Below are 13,687 nucleotides of genomic sequence, written 5' to 3' on the forward strand. Positions count from 1 at the left end.
GGCGGAAGCACCTTGAAGCGTGCGGGACAATGGAGTACGTGACTCGGATCGTGATCATCGGTGGCGGACCCGGCGGATATGAAGCGGCGCTGGTTGCCGCGCAGCTCGGCGCGGAGGTGACCGTCGTCGACCGCGACGGTCTGGGCGGGGCGTCGGTGCTCACCGACTGCGTGCCGTCGAAGACTCTCATCGCCACGGCCGAGGTGATGACGACCTTCGACTCCTCCTACGAGGAGCTGGGGATCATCGTCGCCGACGACACCCCTCCCCTGGAGCAGGCCGCCCGTGTGGTCGGGGTCGACCTCGGCAAGGTCAACCGCCGGGTGAAGCGTCTCGCGCTCGCCCAGTCGCACGACATCACGGCCTCGGTGACCCGCGCCGGCGCCCGCGTGCTGCGCGGCCGCGGACGGCTGGAGGGCATGCAGTCCCTGGACGGCTCCCGCAAGGTCGTCGTGACCGCCGCGGACGGCACCGAGGAGACCCTCACCGCCGACGCCGTGCTCCTCGCCACCGGCGGGCACCCGCGCGAGCTGCCCGACGCGCAGCCCGACGGCGAGCGCATCCTGAACTGGACCCAGGTCTACGACCTCGACGAGCTGCCCGAGGAGCTCATCGTGGTCGGCTCCGGTGTCACCGGCGCCGAGTTCGCGGGCGCCTACCAGGCGCTCGGCTCCCGCGTCACCCTCGTCTCCAGCCGCGACCGCGTGCTGCCGGGCGAGGACCCGGACGCCGCCGCCGTCCTGGAGGACGTCTTCCGCCGCCGCGGCATGAACGTCATGGCCCGCTCCCGCGCCGAGTCCGCCAAGCGGGTCGGCGACCGGGTCGAGGTCACGCTCTCCGACGGCCGGGTCATCAGCGGCACGCACTGCCTGATGGCCGTCGGCGCCATCCCGAACAGCACGGGGATGGGACTGGAGGAGGCAGGCGTCAGGGTCCGCGACTCCGGGCACATCTGGACGGACAGGGTCTCGCGCACGACCGCCCCGGGCGTGTACGCGGCCGGTGACGTGACCGGCGTCTTCGCCCTCGCGTCCGTCGCCGCCATGCAGGGCCGTATCGCCATGTACCACTTCCTCGGCGACGCGGTGGCCCCGCTGAACCTGAAGACGGTCTCCTCGAACGTCTTCACCGACCCCGAGATCGCCACCGTCGGCTACTCCCAGGCGGACGTCGACGCGGGCAAGATCGACGCCCGGGTCGTGAAGCTGCCGCTGCTGCGCAACCCGCGCGCCAAGATGCAGGGCATCCGCGACGGCTTCGTCAAGATCTTCTGCCGCCCCGGCACCGGCATCGTGGTCGGCGGTGTGGTCGTCTCCCCGCACGCCTCGGAGCTGATCCACCCCATCTCGATCGCGGTCGACAACAATCTGACGGTCGAACAGATCGCGAACGCGTTCACCGTGTATCCGTCCCTGTCCGGCTCGATCGCCGAGGTGGCACGGCAGCTGCACACCCGGAAGGCGACGAGCGAGGGCTGACGGTTCCGGGCGACTCCCCGCTGGTCACGGGGAGTTGGTGACCGTGCGCGCGGCATAGGCGGCGCGAGTAGGCACGTATACCACTCGGCCTCCTGTCATGCGAACAACTTCTGTTATTCGGCGCAAACTGCTGAAAGCAGACGGTCGTTGGGGTTACTGTCAGTTTCGTGTTCGCTGCAGAACGTCGCCAATTGATCCTCGAAATGGTGCGAGCGAATGGGGCCGTGTCGCTCCGTGAGCTCGCCCGCGTCGTCCAGACCTCCGAAGTGACCGTACGGCGGGACGTGCGCGCACTGGAGGCAGAAGGACTCCTCGACCGCCGGCACGGCGGTGCGGTATTGCCGGGCGGGTTCACGCGGGAGTCCGGCTTTCCGCAGAAATCGCATCTCGCGACCGCCGAGAAGACGGCCATCGCCGATCTCGCCGCGGGTCTCGTCGAAGAAGGCGAGGCCATCGTGGTGGGGGCGGGTACCACCACGCAGGAGCTGGCTCGCCGGCTCGCGCGGGTGCCCGGCCTGACCGTCGTCACCAACTCCCTGCTGGTGGCCCAGGCGTTGGCCCACGCCAACCGTGTGGAGGTCGTGATGACCGGCGGCACCCTCCGCGGTTCCAACTATGCCCTGGTCGGCTCGGGTGCGGAGCAGTCCCTCCAGGGGCTGCGCGTCTCCCGGGCGTTCCTCTCCGGGAGCGGCCTGACCGCCGAGCGCGGACTCTCCACGTCCAACATGCTCTCGGCGTCCGTGGACCGCGCTCTCGTCCAGGCGGCCGCGGAGGTCGTGGTCCTCGCCGACCACACCAAGCTCGGGACGGACACCATGTTCCAGACCGTGCCGACCGACCTCATCACCCGCCTGGTCACCGACGAGCCGCCCGCCCATGACGACCGCGCGGCCACCGAACTGCAGGCCCTGGCCGATCAGGGCGTACAGATCACGGTGGCCGGGTCATCGGCTTCGGGCGGCGCGGGAGGAGATCCGCACCCGGGGGGCCGCCAGCCGCGCCGGGACGTGCCGCTCCCTGGCCCGCGTCGCGGCCAGGTGGTCCCGGGCTCGGGGCCACAACTACGGAGCGCGACGGTGATGGGGGACCAGCCCCCGGCCGAAAGGGCACGTGTGGCCGACCTTCGCCGCCGCTGAGCGGTGTGGGGAGGGCCGTGGGGCCGGTGGCGGGTTTCCTCGTCCGGTCCGGTCCGGTCCGGTCAGATACCGGGTCAGGTCCGGTCAGGTAGCGAGGCGGGTCGGTCAGGTACCGGGGCAGCTCAGGTCCGCTCAGGTACCGGGGCAGGGTCGGCTCGGACAGGTACCGGATCCGGTTCGGTCCGGTCGGTTCACGGCTTCAGGCCGCGCAGTGTCAGGCTCAGCAGACGGTCGGCCAGCGCGGGGTCGTCCGCGGTTTCCTCCGCCGCCAGGGCGATGGCGTTGGTCAGCTGGAGGAGATCACCGATCGAGACGTCGGGGCGTACGGCGCCCGACTCCTGAGCGCGGAACAGCAGGGCGCTGCCCGCCTCACGCATCGGGCCGCTGCATCGGGCGAGGTGTGAACCGTCGTCCTGCGAGACCGACATGAGGGCGCGTGCGAGCCCTCGGTACTCACCCGCGTGCGTGATGATCTCGCGCAGCCATTCCACCAGGGCGGTGCACGGCCGCGGAGCGTCGAGCAGCTCACGCGAGCGGGCCAGCAGATCGCTCACGGCCTCCTCGAAGACCGCGCTCATCAAAGCGTGCCGATTCGGGAAGTGCCGGTACAGCGTGCCGATGCCGACACCCGCGCGCCGGGCCACATCCTCCAGGGACGCGTCCGTGCCGTGCTCGGCGAACGCGGAACGCGCCTCGGCGACCAGTCGCCCGTGATTGCGCCGGGCGTCCGCGCGCATGACGCGCGGCGCTCCTGGGCTCGGAGCGTGCCCGGACGTGGGGGCACGCTCCCCCGTGGTCACGCCCACCGTGGCTTCCACCAGCCCTCCACCGCCCTCTCCCACCACCCGGTGCGCTCCAGGATGCCACCGGTGGCGCCCGGGCGGACGCCCACGGGTTGCGCGGTGGACGGCTCGAAGCATCATTGCCGGTTGCGCGGACGGGGGGTCAAGCGCCGTCGTCGGGGCGGGGGCGGGCTTGGTTTCTTCGTCGGGCTCGTACGTCGTCGTCAGGTTGTCCGTACGCCTGTCCGTACGTCGTCGCCCGGCGCTTGTCCGCACGTCGTCGTCAGGCCCGTACGTTCGTCATCGTCAGGCTCGTACGTCGACCGGTGGCGCAGCGAAGCGCCCGGCGGGCCGCGGGTGCGGTTCGCCGGGCGCTTCGGTTGCGACAGGGACGGGTGAGTCACCCGTCCCTGTCACTCGGTCCTACGTCGTTCAGTCCTTGATCTCGCAGATGGGGGCGCCCGAGGTGACGGAGGCGCCGACCTCCGCGCTCAGGCCCTTGATGGTGCCGGAGCGGTGGGCGTTCAGGGGCTGTTCCATCTTCATGGCCTCCAGGACGACGATCAGATCGCCCTCCTGGACCTCCTGGCCCTCCTCGACGGCCACCTTGACGATGGTGCCCTGCATCGGGGAGGCCAGCGTGTCGCCCGAGGCGACCGGGCCGGACTTCTTCGCCGCCCGGCGCTTGGGCTTGGCGCCCGCGGCCAGACCGGTACGGGCCAGCGACATGCCGAGCGAGACGGGCAGCGAGACCTCAAGACGCTTGCCGCCGACCTCGACGACCACCGTCTCGCGGCCCGGCTCGTCATCGGTGTCGGTGACGGACGGCGCGGTGAACGGCTTGATCTCGTTGACGAACTCGGTCTCGATCCACCGGGTGTGGACCGTGAACGGAGCGTCCGAGCCGGTCAGCTCGGGTGCGAACGCCGGATCGGTGACCACCGCGTGGTGGAAGGGGATCGCGGTCGCCATGCCCTCCACCTGGAACTCGGCCAGCGCGCGGGCCGCCCGCTGCAGAGCCTGCTTCCGGGTCGCGCCGGTGATGATCAGCTTGGCGAGGAGCGAGTCCCACGCCGGGCCGATGACACTGCCCGACTCCACACCCGCGTCGAGGCGGACGCCGGGGCCCGACGGCGGCGCGAAGGCGGTGACGGTACCGGGGGCGGGCAGGAAGCCGCGACCCGGGTCCTCGCCGTTGATACGGAACTCGATGGAGTGACCCCGCAGTTCGGGATCGCCGTAACCCAGCTCCTCGCCGTCCGCGATACGGAACATCTCACGGACCAGGTCGATGCCGGCGACCTCCTCGGTCACCGGGTGCTCGACCTGCAGACGGGTGTTGACCTCCAGGAAGGAGATCGTGCCGTCCGTGCCGACCAGGAACTCCACGGTCCCCGCGCCGACGTAGCCGGCCTCCTTCAGGATCGCCTTGGAAGACGAGTACAGCTCCTGGACCTGGGCCTCGGACAGGAACGGTGCCGGGGCCTCCTCGACCAGCTTCTGGTGACGGCGCTGCAGCGAGCAGTCACGCGTGGAGACGACGACCACATTGCCGTGGCTGTCGGCCAGGCACTGCGTCTCGACATGCCGGGGCTTGTCGAGGTAGCGCTCCACGAAGCACTCGCCACGCCCGAAGGCCGCGACCGCTTCACGCACCGCCGACTCGTAGAGCTCCGGCACCTCCTCCAGCGTCCGGGCGACCTTCAGACCACGACCGCCACCGCCGAAGGCGGCCTTGATCGCGATCGGCAGACCGTGCTGTTCGGCGAACGTGACGACCTCGTCCGCACCCGAGACCGGGTCCGGAGTACCGGCCACCAGCGGCGCACCCGCGCGCTGCGCGATGTGCCGGGCGGCGACCTTGTCACCCAGGTCCCGGATGGCCTGCGGCGGCGGACCGATCCAGGTCAGCCCCGCGTCGAGAACGGCCTGGGCGAAGTCGGCGTTCTCCGAAAGGAAGCCGTAACCCGGATGGATGGCATCCGCGCCCGAGTCCTTGGCGGCCTGCAGCACCTTGGCGAAGTCCAGGTAACTGGTGGCCGGGGTGTCACCGCCCAGCGCGAACGCCTCGTCCGCCGCACGGACATGCAGAGCGTCCCGGTCCGGTTCCGCATAGACGGCAACGCTCGCGATCCCGGCATCCCGACACGCTCGGGCCACGCGGACAGCGATTTCGCCACGGTTGGCGATGAGCACCTTGCGCACGATGGCTCCCTCCTTGAAAACAAGCCGAGTTTAGGGACAGCCAACACGACGTTTCGACCTGTCCCCGGTGGTGAGCTTGCCCACACGGAGCGTGATTCGAGGCTCGCCCTACCCGCGAAATCCCTTGTCGTGCCAAGGCACGCCGGAATCCTTCCCTGAACCCTAGCCCGCAGGTGTGGCCAAGGTCTCTGTGGCTCCGTGCTGCGGCCCACAACGATTCTTTGTGGAGTCCCTACGAATGGCCCAACGATTCTTTGCCCTCGGCAGAACCCTTGTCCCGGGGTTTACCCGTTAGTAGCGTTCGGGATGTCTCGAACGTACTTGGGGTAACAGCACGCGGAAGTGGGTGGGGCCGGTGGTGCGCAGACCGGTGGTGTGGGTGGCGGCGATCGTGCTCTTCCTGGAGGCGATGGGGATCGCGCTCCTCAATTGGTACCTCGGCGTGGTCGTCGATCGCCAGGACATGTCCATGGCGGGGCTCGACTCCGACTTGATGTCGCTGTCGTCGAAGATCGGCGGACTGGTCTTCGGCCTCTACTTCGCGGCGTGCGCCGTGGCCGCACTGCTGGTCGCGCTCCGGCAGCGCCCGCCGGGTCTCCTCGGGCGGGTCCTGCTGATCAGCGCGGCCGTGGTGCACGCCCTGCTCGGCGCCTTCACGGTGGGCCTGGTGGGCTGGGGCGCTTTCACCTTCATGATGGTCGCGTTCGCGCTGGTCGTGTTCACCCTCCTGGCGTACGACCGTCGGGAGACCGGCCCCGTCGGCGCCGCGCCACAGGCCGGCGGGAACGGCGACGGCGAGGGTGAGGCCGACGCGGGGAGCGTCGGCCCGGGTGAGGGCGTTGCCGCCGGGAGTGTGGACCTGGGCAAGGGTGCCGAGGTGAAGGACGCGCTTCCCGAAGCGGAGGCCGCGGTGACGCCGCCGCCGAACGCCTCGGCCTCCTGACGGCTCCCGCCGCCCCCTGATCGCTCCCTCGGTCGCCTGGCCGCCCTCTCCGGGCGCGGCCGGGTCTTTCGCGCCGGACGGGGCCCTGCCGGAAGACCGGGCCCTTTCCGGTCGTCCGGCTGTCCGGCTGCCCACCAGCCCGCACGGCTGCGTGGCTGCCCCGGCTCTCTGATTGCCCGGCCGTTTCCGGCTTCCGGCCGATTCCGGTGGCGACCGGTCCCGTTCTGGTGTCGGGGCCGCAACCGGCCTCGGCTGTAAGGCCGTTCACGTGCGGCCGGGTGTTGGGCGGCTCCTGCCGGCCGTCGCGCCCGCGATGCTCAGTGCTCCTGAGGTGTCCACAACTCCGTGATGCCGACGCCCAGTTCGGCCAGCAGCCTGCGCAGCAGCGGAAGCGAGATGCCGATGACGTTGCCGTGGTCGCCGTCGATGCCCTCGATGAACGGGGCCGAGCGTCCGTCGAGGGTGAACGCGCCCGCCACGTACAGGGGTTCGCCCGAGGCGACGTACGCGGCGATCTCCGCGTCGGTCGGCTCGCCGAAGCGGACCACGGTCGAGGCGGTGGCGGACTCCCACCGCTTCTGTGTCGTGTCCCAGACGCAGTGCCCCGTCTGGAGCGTGCCCGCCCGGCCGCGCATCGCCTTCCAGCGCGCGGTGGCCTCCTCGGCGTCCGCGGGCTTGCCGAGCGCCTCGCCGTCCAGGTCGAGCACCGAGTCGCAGCCGATCACCAGCGCGCCCTGGACCTCGGGCCGCGCCGCCACGACGGAGGCCTTCGCCTCGGCCAGCGCGAGGGCGAGTTCGGCGGGGGTGGGTGCGGTGACGGCGTCCTCGTCGACCCCGCTCACGATCACCTCGGGGGCGAGTCCGGCCTGCCGCAGCAGGCTGAGCCGGGCGGGGGACTGCGAGGCGAGGACGAGGCGGCGGCGCGGCTGATCGGTCATGTGCTCAGGGTATCGGCGCCGATGGGCCCCCGCCTCGGCTGCTGTTCGCCCGACCCGGGCGTGGCGGGACCGCCGCGACCCGGCCGCGGACCGCAGCGGGGCGGGACACCGGCTGCCGGGCCGGGGCAGCGGAGGCAGGGCCGGGTCGGCGGAGACCGGGTCGGCGGAGGCAGGGCCGGGTCGGCGGAGACCGGGTCGGCGGAGGCAGAGCCGGGTCATCGGAGACCGGGTCAGCGGATGCCCAGCAGGGCCATCGCGATCACCATGGCCAGTGCCAGAAGAACACCCAGGCGTCGCAACATGTCCTGCATGTCGCGGAGATCCTTGGGGGGTTCGTTCTCCGGGTCGGACCACAGCATGCTCCCGATCGTGCGACGACGGGGCGGCCGGGCGCCTGAGTACGCGTACTCAACTTGCGGGAATCCCCCCTGGGACACGGTCCACAGGGGGGATCGGCGGCCCGCACGTTCGGGCCGCGCCGTCGGCGGCGGGGCGGGGGACGGCCGGACCGCCCGGCCGGAGTGTCCTAGCCCGGCCAGTAGCTCCGGCCCCACGTCGTCGGGCCCGGCTGCGGGAGCCGGTGCGCGGCGATGCGGGCGGGGTCGGACCAGGAGTCACGCGGCCCGGCCGCGCCGGACGGGGTGGATTCCACCGCCGCGGCGCGTACGCGAACCACCGCCAGTGCGGCGGCCAGCTCCTCCGGGGTCGGATTGCCCCGTACGACCTTGATCGTCATGTCTGCTCCCAGGATCCGGGTCTGCGGGGTTCTAGAGCGGGATGTTGCCGTGCTTCTTCGGAGGCAGTGATGCCCGCTTCGTGCGGAGCTGACGCAGGCCGCGTACGACGTGGGAGCGGGTCTGCGACGGCATGATCACGCCGTCGATGTAGCCGCGCTCGGCCGCCGTGTACGGGTTCAGCAGCGTGTCCTCGTACTCCTGGATCAGCCGGGCCCGGGTGGCGTCCTGGTCCTCGGCGGCCGCGATGGTGCGGCGGTGCAGGATGTTCACCGCGCCCTGCGCGCCCATGACCGCGATCTGCGCGGTGGGCCAGGCGAGGTTGAGGTCCGCGCCCAGGTGCTTGGAGCCCATGACGTCGTACGCGCCGCCGAAGGCCTTGCGGGTGATGACCGTGATCAGCGGGACGGTGGCCTCGGCGTAGGCGTAGATCAGCTTGGCGCCGCGGCGGATGATGCCGGTGTGCTCCTGGTCGACGCCCGGGAGGAAGCCGGGCACGTCGACGAAGGTGAGGACGGGCACGTTGAACGCGTCGCACGTCCGCACGAACCGCGCGGCCTTCTCGCTCGCGTCGATGTCCAGACAACCGGCGAACTGCATCGGCTGGTTGGCGACGATGCCCACCGGGTGACCCTCGACCCGGCCGAAGCCGGTGAGGATGTTCGGCGCGAACAGCGCCTGCGTCTCGAAGAACTCGGCCTCGTCCAGGACGTGTTCGATCACCGTGTGCATGTCGTACGGCTGGTTCGCGCTGTCCGGCACGATCGTGTCCAGCTCGCGGTCCTCGTCCGTGAGGGCGAGGTCCGCCTCCTCCGGGAACACCGGGGGCTCGCTGAGGTTGTTGGACGGCAGGTACGACAGCAGCTGCTTGACGTACTCGATGGCGTCCTTCTCGTCGCCCGCCATGTGATGGGCCACGCCCGACACGGCGTTGTGCGTACGGGCGCCGCCCAGCTCCTCGAAGCCGACGTCCTCGCCCGTGACCGTCTTGATGACGTCAGGACCGGTGATGAACATGTGCGAGGTCTGGTCGACCATCACCGTGAAGTCGGTGATGGCGGGGGAGTACACCGCGCCGCCCGCGCACGGGCCGACGACCAGGCTGATCTGCGGGATGACACCGGACGCGTGCGTGTTGCGGCGGAAGATCTCGCCGTACATGCCGAGCGCGCTGACACCCTCCTGGATCCGCGCGCCGCCCGAGTCGTTGATGCCGATGACCGGACAGCCGGTCTTCAGCGCGAAGTCCATGGCCTTCATGATCTTCTGGCCGAAGACCTCGCCGAGGGCACCGCCGAAAACCGTGAAGTCCTGGGAGAACACGGCGATCGGACGCCCGTCGACCGTGCCGTAGCCGGTGACCACACCATCACCGTAAGGACGGTTGTTCTCCAGCCCGAAGTCGGTCGACCGGTGCCGCGCGAACTCGTCGAACTCGACGAAGGAACCGTCGTCCATCAGCAGATCGATGCGCTCACGAGCCGTCAACTTGCCCTTGGCGTGCTGCTTTTCGACGGCGCGCTCCGAGCCGGCGTGCGTCGCCTCTTGAATACGGCGTTGCAGATCCGCGAGTTTGCCCGCGGTGGTGTGGATGTCGGGGTGGTGCAGCTCTTCCGGCTCGGACATCGGGATGCGGCTCCCTGCCTGCTCAAAGGGGATATGAGGGTGAGGTGCTCAGAAGGGGGGCTGGCTACTCGTTCGTAGCGTAGTGGCGTGTCTACCGATCGGCAGTGCGGCGTTTACCACACCTAGGGTGGGTTGCATGACGCCGCGAGATGCAGCAGACGCGAACGACAATCGGTGGTCCGACCTGGACCGTCCGCCACTGAACGGGACCGCCCTGCGCCGGGCGCTGGTCCGTGACGACGGCCTCTGGTCCGACGTGGAGGTGGTGCAGCGGACCGGCTCCACCAACTCGGACCTGGCCGGCCTCGTCACCAAGGGGAACGCCGACGAGGGTGCCGTCCTCGTCGCCGAGGAACAGAACGCCGGGCGTGGCCGTCTGGACCGCCGGTGGACCGCGCCGGCCCGCTCCGGCCTCTTCTTCTCCGTCGTGCTGAAGCCCACCGGTGTCCCCGTCGAGCGCTGGGGCTGGCTGCCGCTGCTCACCGGCGTGGCCGTCGCGACGGCGCTCTCGCGCTCCGCCGGGGTGGACACGGCACTCAAATGGCCCAACGACCTCCTGGTCACCGTGGACGGCGAGGAACGCAAGGCCGGTGGCATCCTCGCCGAGCGCGCGGGCACCGACGCGGTCGTGGTCGGTATCGGCATCAACGTCTCGCTCCGCGCCGACGAGCTCCCCGTGCCGGGCGCCGGATCGCTGGCGCTCGCGGGAGCGACGACCACGGACCGTGACACCGTGCTGCGGGCCGTGCTGCGATCGCTGGAGCAGTGGTACGGGCGCTGGCGCGACGCGGCCGGCGATCCCGCCGCCTCGGGCCTCCAGGCCGCCTACACGGCCGGGTGCGCGACGCTCGGGCGGGCGGTGCGGGCCGAGCTGCCCGGAGACCGGTCGATCGTCGGGGAGGCGGTGGCCGTGGACGGGGACGGGCGGCTCGTCATCGCGACGGAGGACGGCGTGCGGGAGCCGGTGGGGGCCGGGGACGTGGTGCATCTGCGCGCGGTATGAGGGGACGGGCCCGCGCTCGGCGCGAGGAGCCGGGCCCGCGCGCCCCGCACGCGGCGCGACGGTCCGGCTCGGCGGGCGGTGTGACGGCATGGGGCTGAGGGTGGTGTGACGGCACGGCTCGGAGGGCGGTGTGAGGCCATGGGCCGGAGGGCGGTGTGAGCCCTCGGCACCGTCTCCGACCTCGGTCCCGCCATCGGGAGTGAGCCAGCGCACACCTGCCGTAGAGTTGAGCGCGGTCGATACCTGACCACGGCAGATCGGAAGGGCAGCAGGAGTGACCGTCGACGACACCGGCTCCGGCACGGGTGCCCACCCCGCCCCCGACGGCGAGCCGGGCCGTACCGCCGGGCCGGTCACGGACGCGACACCCGCACGGGCCGCCGCGGACGGCGACGCCCGGCAGGACGCCCGTCCCGACGCCGGGACCGGCACCCGCCCGGAGGACCGCTTGGACCATCGCCCGGAAGACCGCTCGGACGCGGGAACCGGCATCCGCAGGGACGACCGATACGACGTGGGGAGCGACATCCGCAGGGACGACCGCAGGGGCGACCGGACCGACGCACGGCCGGACGTCCGGCACGACGCGCGGCACGAGGCGAACGGCCGGGTGGACTCCGAGGTCGAGCCGGACTCCGGCGAGGACCCGCTCGCGCTGCGCCTGGAGGGGCTCATCCTCGGTGCCGAGCGGCGGTACACCCCCTTCCAGGCGGCCCGCAGCGCGGGCGTCTCCATGGAGCTGGCCTCCCGCTTCTGGCGGGCGATGGGCTTCGCCGACATCGGCCAGGCCAAGGCGCTGACCGAGGCCGACGTACTGGCTCTGCGCCGCCTCGCCGGTCTCGTCGAGGCGGGCCTGCTGAGCGAGGCCATGGCCGTCCAGGTCGCCCGGTCCACCGGGCAGACCACCGCCCGTCTGGCCGAATGGCAGATCGATTCCTTTCTGGAGGGTCTGACCGAGCCCCCGGAACCGGGGATGACGCGCACCGAGGTGACGTACCCGCTGATCGAACTGCTCCTGCCCGAGCTGGAGGAGTTCCTCGTCTACGTCTGGCGCCGCCAGCTCGCCGCCGCCACCGGCCGGGTCGTGCAGGCGGCGGACGACGAGGAGATGGTCGACCGCCGGCTCGCCGTCGGCTTCGCCGACCTGGTCGGTTTCACCCGGCTGACCCGCCGCATGGAGGAGGAGGAGCTCGGCGAACTCGTCGAGGCCTTCGAGACCACCGCGGCGGACCTGGTGGCGGCCCACGGGGGCCGGCTCATCAAGACCCTCGGCGACGAGGTGCTCTACTCCGCGGACGACGCCGGTGTCGCCGCCGAGATCGCGCTGCGGCTCATCGAGACGATGGCGAACGACGAGACGATGCCGGAGCTGCGCGTCGGCATCGCCTTCGGCACGGTCACCACCCGGATGGGCGATGTGTTCGGTACGACCGTGAACCTGGCGAGCCGCCTCACCTCGATAGCGCCGCGCGACGCGGTGCTCGTCGACGGCGCCTTCGCGGAGGAGCTGACCCGCACCGGTGACGCTCCTGCCTCCGAGGCGGAGGCCGCAGAGGCCGCGGCCGCGGCGGAGAAGGAAGGCGAGGAACCCCCCTCGTACCGCTTCGCGCTCCAGCCGATGTGGCAGCGGCCCGTTCGCGGACTCGGCGTCATCGAACCGTGGCTGCTGGCCCGCCGGTCCAACGAGACGTAGCACCTCACCTCACCTCACCTCACCTCGGCCGAGCGGGCCGGGCCGGGTCGAGCCGACCCGATTCCGGTCCTGGCCCTTCCCCTGCCTTCCCTGTCCGGTCGTTCCCTCCCCGCCCGGTCAATCGTCGTGGCCGGGTGCCAGCAACCCGTTGACACAGATTCCTACGATCGGTACGCACACGCCGGGCTGCTGGTGCGGCGGCGCCGTCGCCGGGGTGGTGGGAGACGGCGTGTGCCGCGGTGCCGCGGTGGTCGGCACGGCCGTCGGTGTCGAGCGCGGTGGCGGTGGCGTCGTCATGGGGGCCGAGGGGATCCCCGTGGGGGCGTCCGTGGGGATGTCCGTGGTGCTGCCCGGTGCGGTGGTGACGGGGGCCACGCCGTGGGCCGCCGGGATCGCGGCGGGGGCTGTCGGGATCGACGCCGGGGTCCGGCCGGCGTCCGAGGAGGGTGCCGGGCTCGTGCTGCCCATCGCGGCGCTCGCCGGTGCGGCGCCGGGATGCGTGGGCGAGGGCATGGCCTCGCCCGTGGGGACGGCGTCGCTCGCCGCGTCGGTGTCCGCGGCCGTCGCGACCGGCTCCGCCTCCGCGTTCCCGCCGCCCCCGGTCACCGACTCCGGTGTCATCCGGGCCAAGCTCAGCACTCCCGCGGCGAGGGCGAGTCCTCCTACGGCGAAGAGCACCCGGCGCGGCCGGGGTCGGCGGTGTCGGCCCCGGACGGTCCGGAGCCGGACGGGTGCGGGTTCGTTGCCGACGAGCGCGTCCGCGGCCCCGCGCGAGCCGCCCGACCGCGGCGCCGGAACGATCCCTCGCCTCCGGCCGGCACCGCTCACCCCGCCCTCCGACACAGGACCCCCCGCCGCAACCGGCCCCTCGCACACCCGCACACCTGCCGGAGTCCCGGCCTGCTGTGCTCGCGCGCCCGCCGGAGCGTCGGCCCGCCGTGCTCGCGAACCCGCTGCGGCGCCGGTCTCCGCCACCGGTGTGCCAGCCATGGTCCGGGCATCTCGTACCTGAGTGTTCGCCGGGACCCTGACCTGCTCTGCCTGTGTGTCGACCGGAGTCTCGGTCCGCTGTGCGCGCGTGTCCGTCGCGGTGCGGGTCTGGGGCGCCGGTGTGCCTGCTGCGGTCCGGGCGTCTCGTACCCGTGTGTT

General features: G+C 71.7%; 12 protein-coding genes. 5 read left to right on the forward strand and 7 right to left on the reverse strand.

What is annotated here, in order from left to right; all coding sequences use genetic code 11:
- The first annotated feature begins 29 nt into the window (after positions 1 to 29).
- Entirely contained in the window at positions 30 to 1,478 is a 1,449-nt protein-coding gene (locus ACIQRL_RS18970) for an NAD(P)H-quinone dehydrogenase (RefSeq protein ID WP_401332634.1), read from the forward strand.
- A 203-nt stretch (positions 1,479 to 1,681) separates the two neighbouring features.
- The gene (locus tag ACIQRL_RS18975) at positions 1,682 to 2,614 is read left to right on the forward strand and encodes a DeoR/GlpR family DNA-binding transcription regulator (RefSeq protein ID WP_401332636.1); all 933 of its coding nucleotides are present in this window, start codon (positions 1,682 to 1,684) and stop codon (positions 2,612 to 2,614) included.
- A 191-nt stretch (positions 2,615 to 2,805) separates the two neighbouring features.
- On the opposite strand, the gene ACIQRL_RS18980 is transcribed toward ACIQRL_RS18975, so the two are convergent.
- Positions 2,806 to 3,351: a TetR/AcrR family transcriptional regulator gene (locus tag ACIQRL_RS18980; protein ID WP_401332638.1), complete on the reverse strand. Its 546-nt coding sequence runs from the start codon at positions 3,349 to 3,351 to the stop codon at positions 2,806 to 2,808.
- A 477-nt stretch (positions 3,352 to 3,828) separates the two neighbouring features.
- A complete protein-coding gene (locus tag ACIQRL_RS18985; RefSeq protein WP_401332640.1) occupies positions 3,829 to 5,601 on the reverse strand; it encodes an acetyl/propionyl/methylcrotonyl-CoA carboxylase subunit alpha in 1,773 nt (590 codons plus the stop codon).
- A gap of 355 nt (positions 5,602 to 5,956) precedes the next feature.
- Here ACIQRL_RS18985 and ACIQRL_RS18990 point away from each other — a divergent pair, with 355 nt between their 5' ends.
- A complete protein-coding gene (locus tag ACIQRL_RS18990; protein ID WP_401332642.1) occupies positions 5,957 to 6,544 on the forward strand; it encodes a hypothetical protein in 588 nt (195 codons plus the stop codon).
- A 317-nt stretch (positions 6,545 to 6,861) separates the two neighbouring features.
- Here the strand turns inward: ACIQRL_RS18990 and ACIQRL_RS18995 are convergent, their stop codons facing one another.
- From ACIQRL_RS18995 to ACIQRL_RS19010, 4 genes are all read right to left on the reverse strand, one after another.
- Positions 6,862 to 7,482: a Maf family protein gene (locus ACIQRL_RS18995; protein ID WP_401332643.1), complete on the reverse strand. Its 621-nt coding sequence runs from the start codon at positions 7,480 to 7,482 to the stop codon at positions 6,862 to 6,864.
- Positions 7,483 to 7,712: 230 nt separating this feature from the next.
- Complete coding sequence (gene mmpB, locus ACIQRL_RS19000) at positions 7,713 to 7,841, reverse strand: morphogenic membrane protein MmpB (protein WP_401332645.1); 129 nt, start codon at positions 7,839 to 7,841, stop codon at positions 7,713 to 7,715.
- A gap of 167 nt (positions 7,842 to 8,008) precedes the next feature.
- Positions 8,009 to 8,218 (reverse strand): acyl-CoA carboxylase epsilon subunit, encoded by a 210-nt coding sequence (locus ACIQRL_RS19005; RefSeq protein WP_401332646.1) that lies wholly within the window; start codon positions 8,216 to 8,218, stop codon positions 8,009 to 8,011.
- Between the two features lie 31 nt (positions 8,219 to 8,249).
- On the reverse strand, positions 8,250 to 9,842 hold the full coding sequence (locus ACIQRL_RS19010) for an acyl-CoA carboxylase subunit beta (RefSeq protein WP_401332647.1): 1,593 nt from the start codon (positions 9,840 to 9,842) through the stop codon (positions 8,250 to 8,252).
- Between the two features lie 136 nt (positions 9,843 to 9,978).
- Between ACIQRL_RS19010 and ACIQRL_RS19015 the strand changes: the two genes are divergently transcribed.
- Positions 9,979 to 10,845: a biotin--[acetyl-CoA-carboxylase] ligase gene (locus ACIQRL_RS19015; RefSeq protein ID WP_401332649.1), complete on the forward strand. Its 867-nt coding sequence runs from the start codon at positions 9,979 to 9,981 to the stop codon at positions 10,843 to 10,845.
- Positions 10,846 to 11,455: 610 nt separating this feature from the next.
- Positions 11,456 to 12,538 carry an adenylate/guanylate cyclase domain-containing protein gene (locus tag ACIQRL_RS19020; protein ID WP_401333349.1) on the forward strand — a complete coding sequence of 361 codons (1,083 nt, stop codon included), beginning with the start codon at positions 11,456 to 11,458 and terminating at the stop codon, positions 12,536 to 12,538.
- Positions 12,539 to 12,655: 117 nt separating this feature from the next.
- Here ACIQRL_RS19020 and ACIQRL_RS19025 read toward each other — a convergent pair whose 3' ends face one another.
- Positions 12,656 to 13,159, reverse strand: coding sequence for a hypothetical protein (locus ACIQRL_RS19025; RefSeq protein WP_401332651.1), 504 nt, complete (start codon positions 13,157 to 13,159; stop codon positions 12,656 to 12,658).
- Between the last annotated feature and the right edge of the window lie 528 nt (positions 13,160 to 13,687).

The organism is Streptomyces sp. NPDC091209, from assembly GCF_044757755.1.
In the GTDB taxonomy this organism is placed as follows: domain Bacteria; phylum Actinomycetota; class Actinomycetes; order Streptomycetales; family Streptomycetaceae; genus Streptomyces.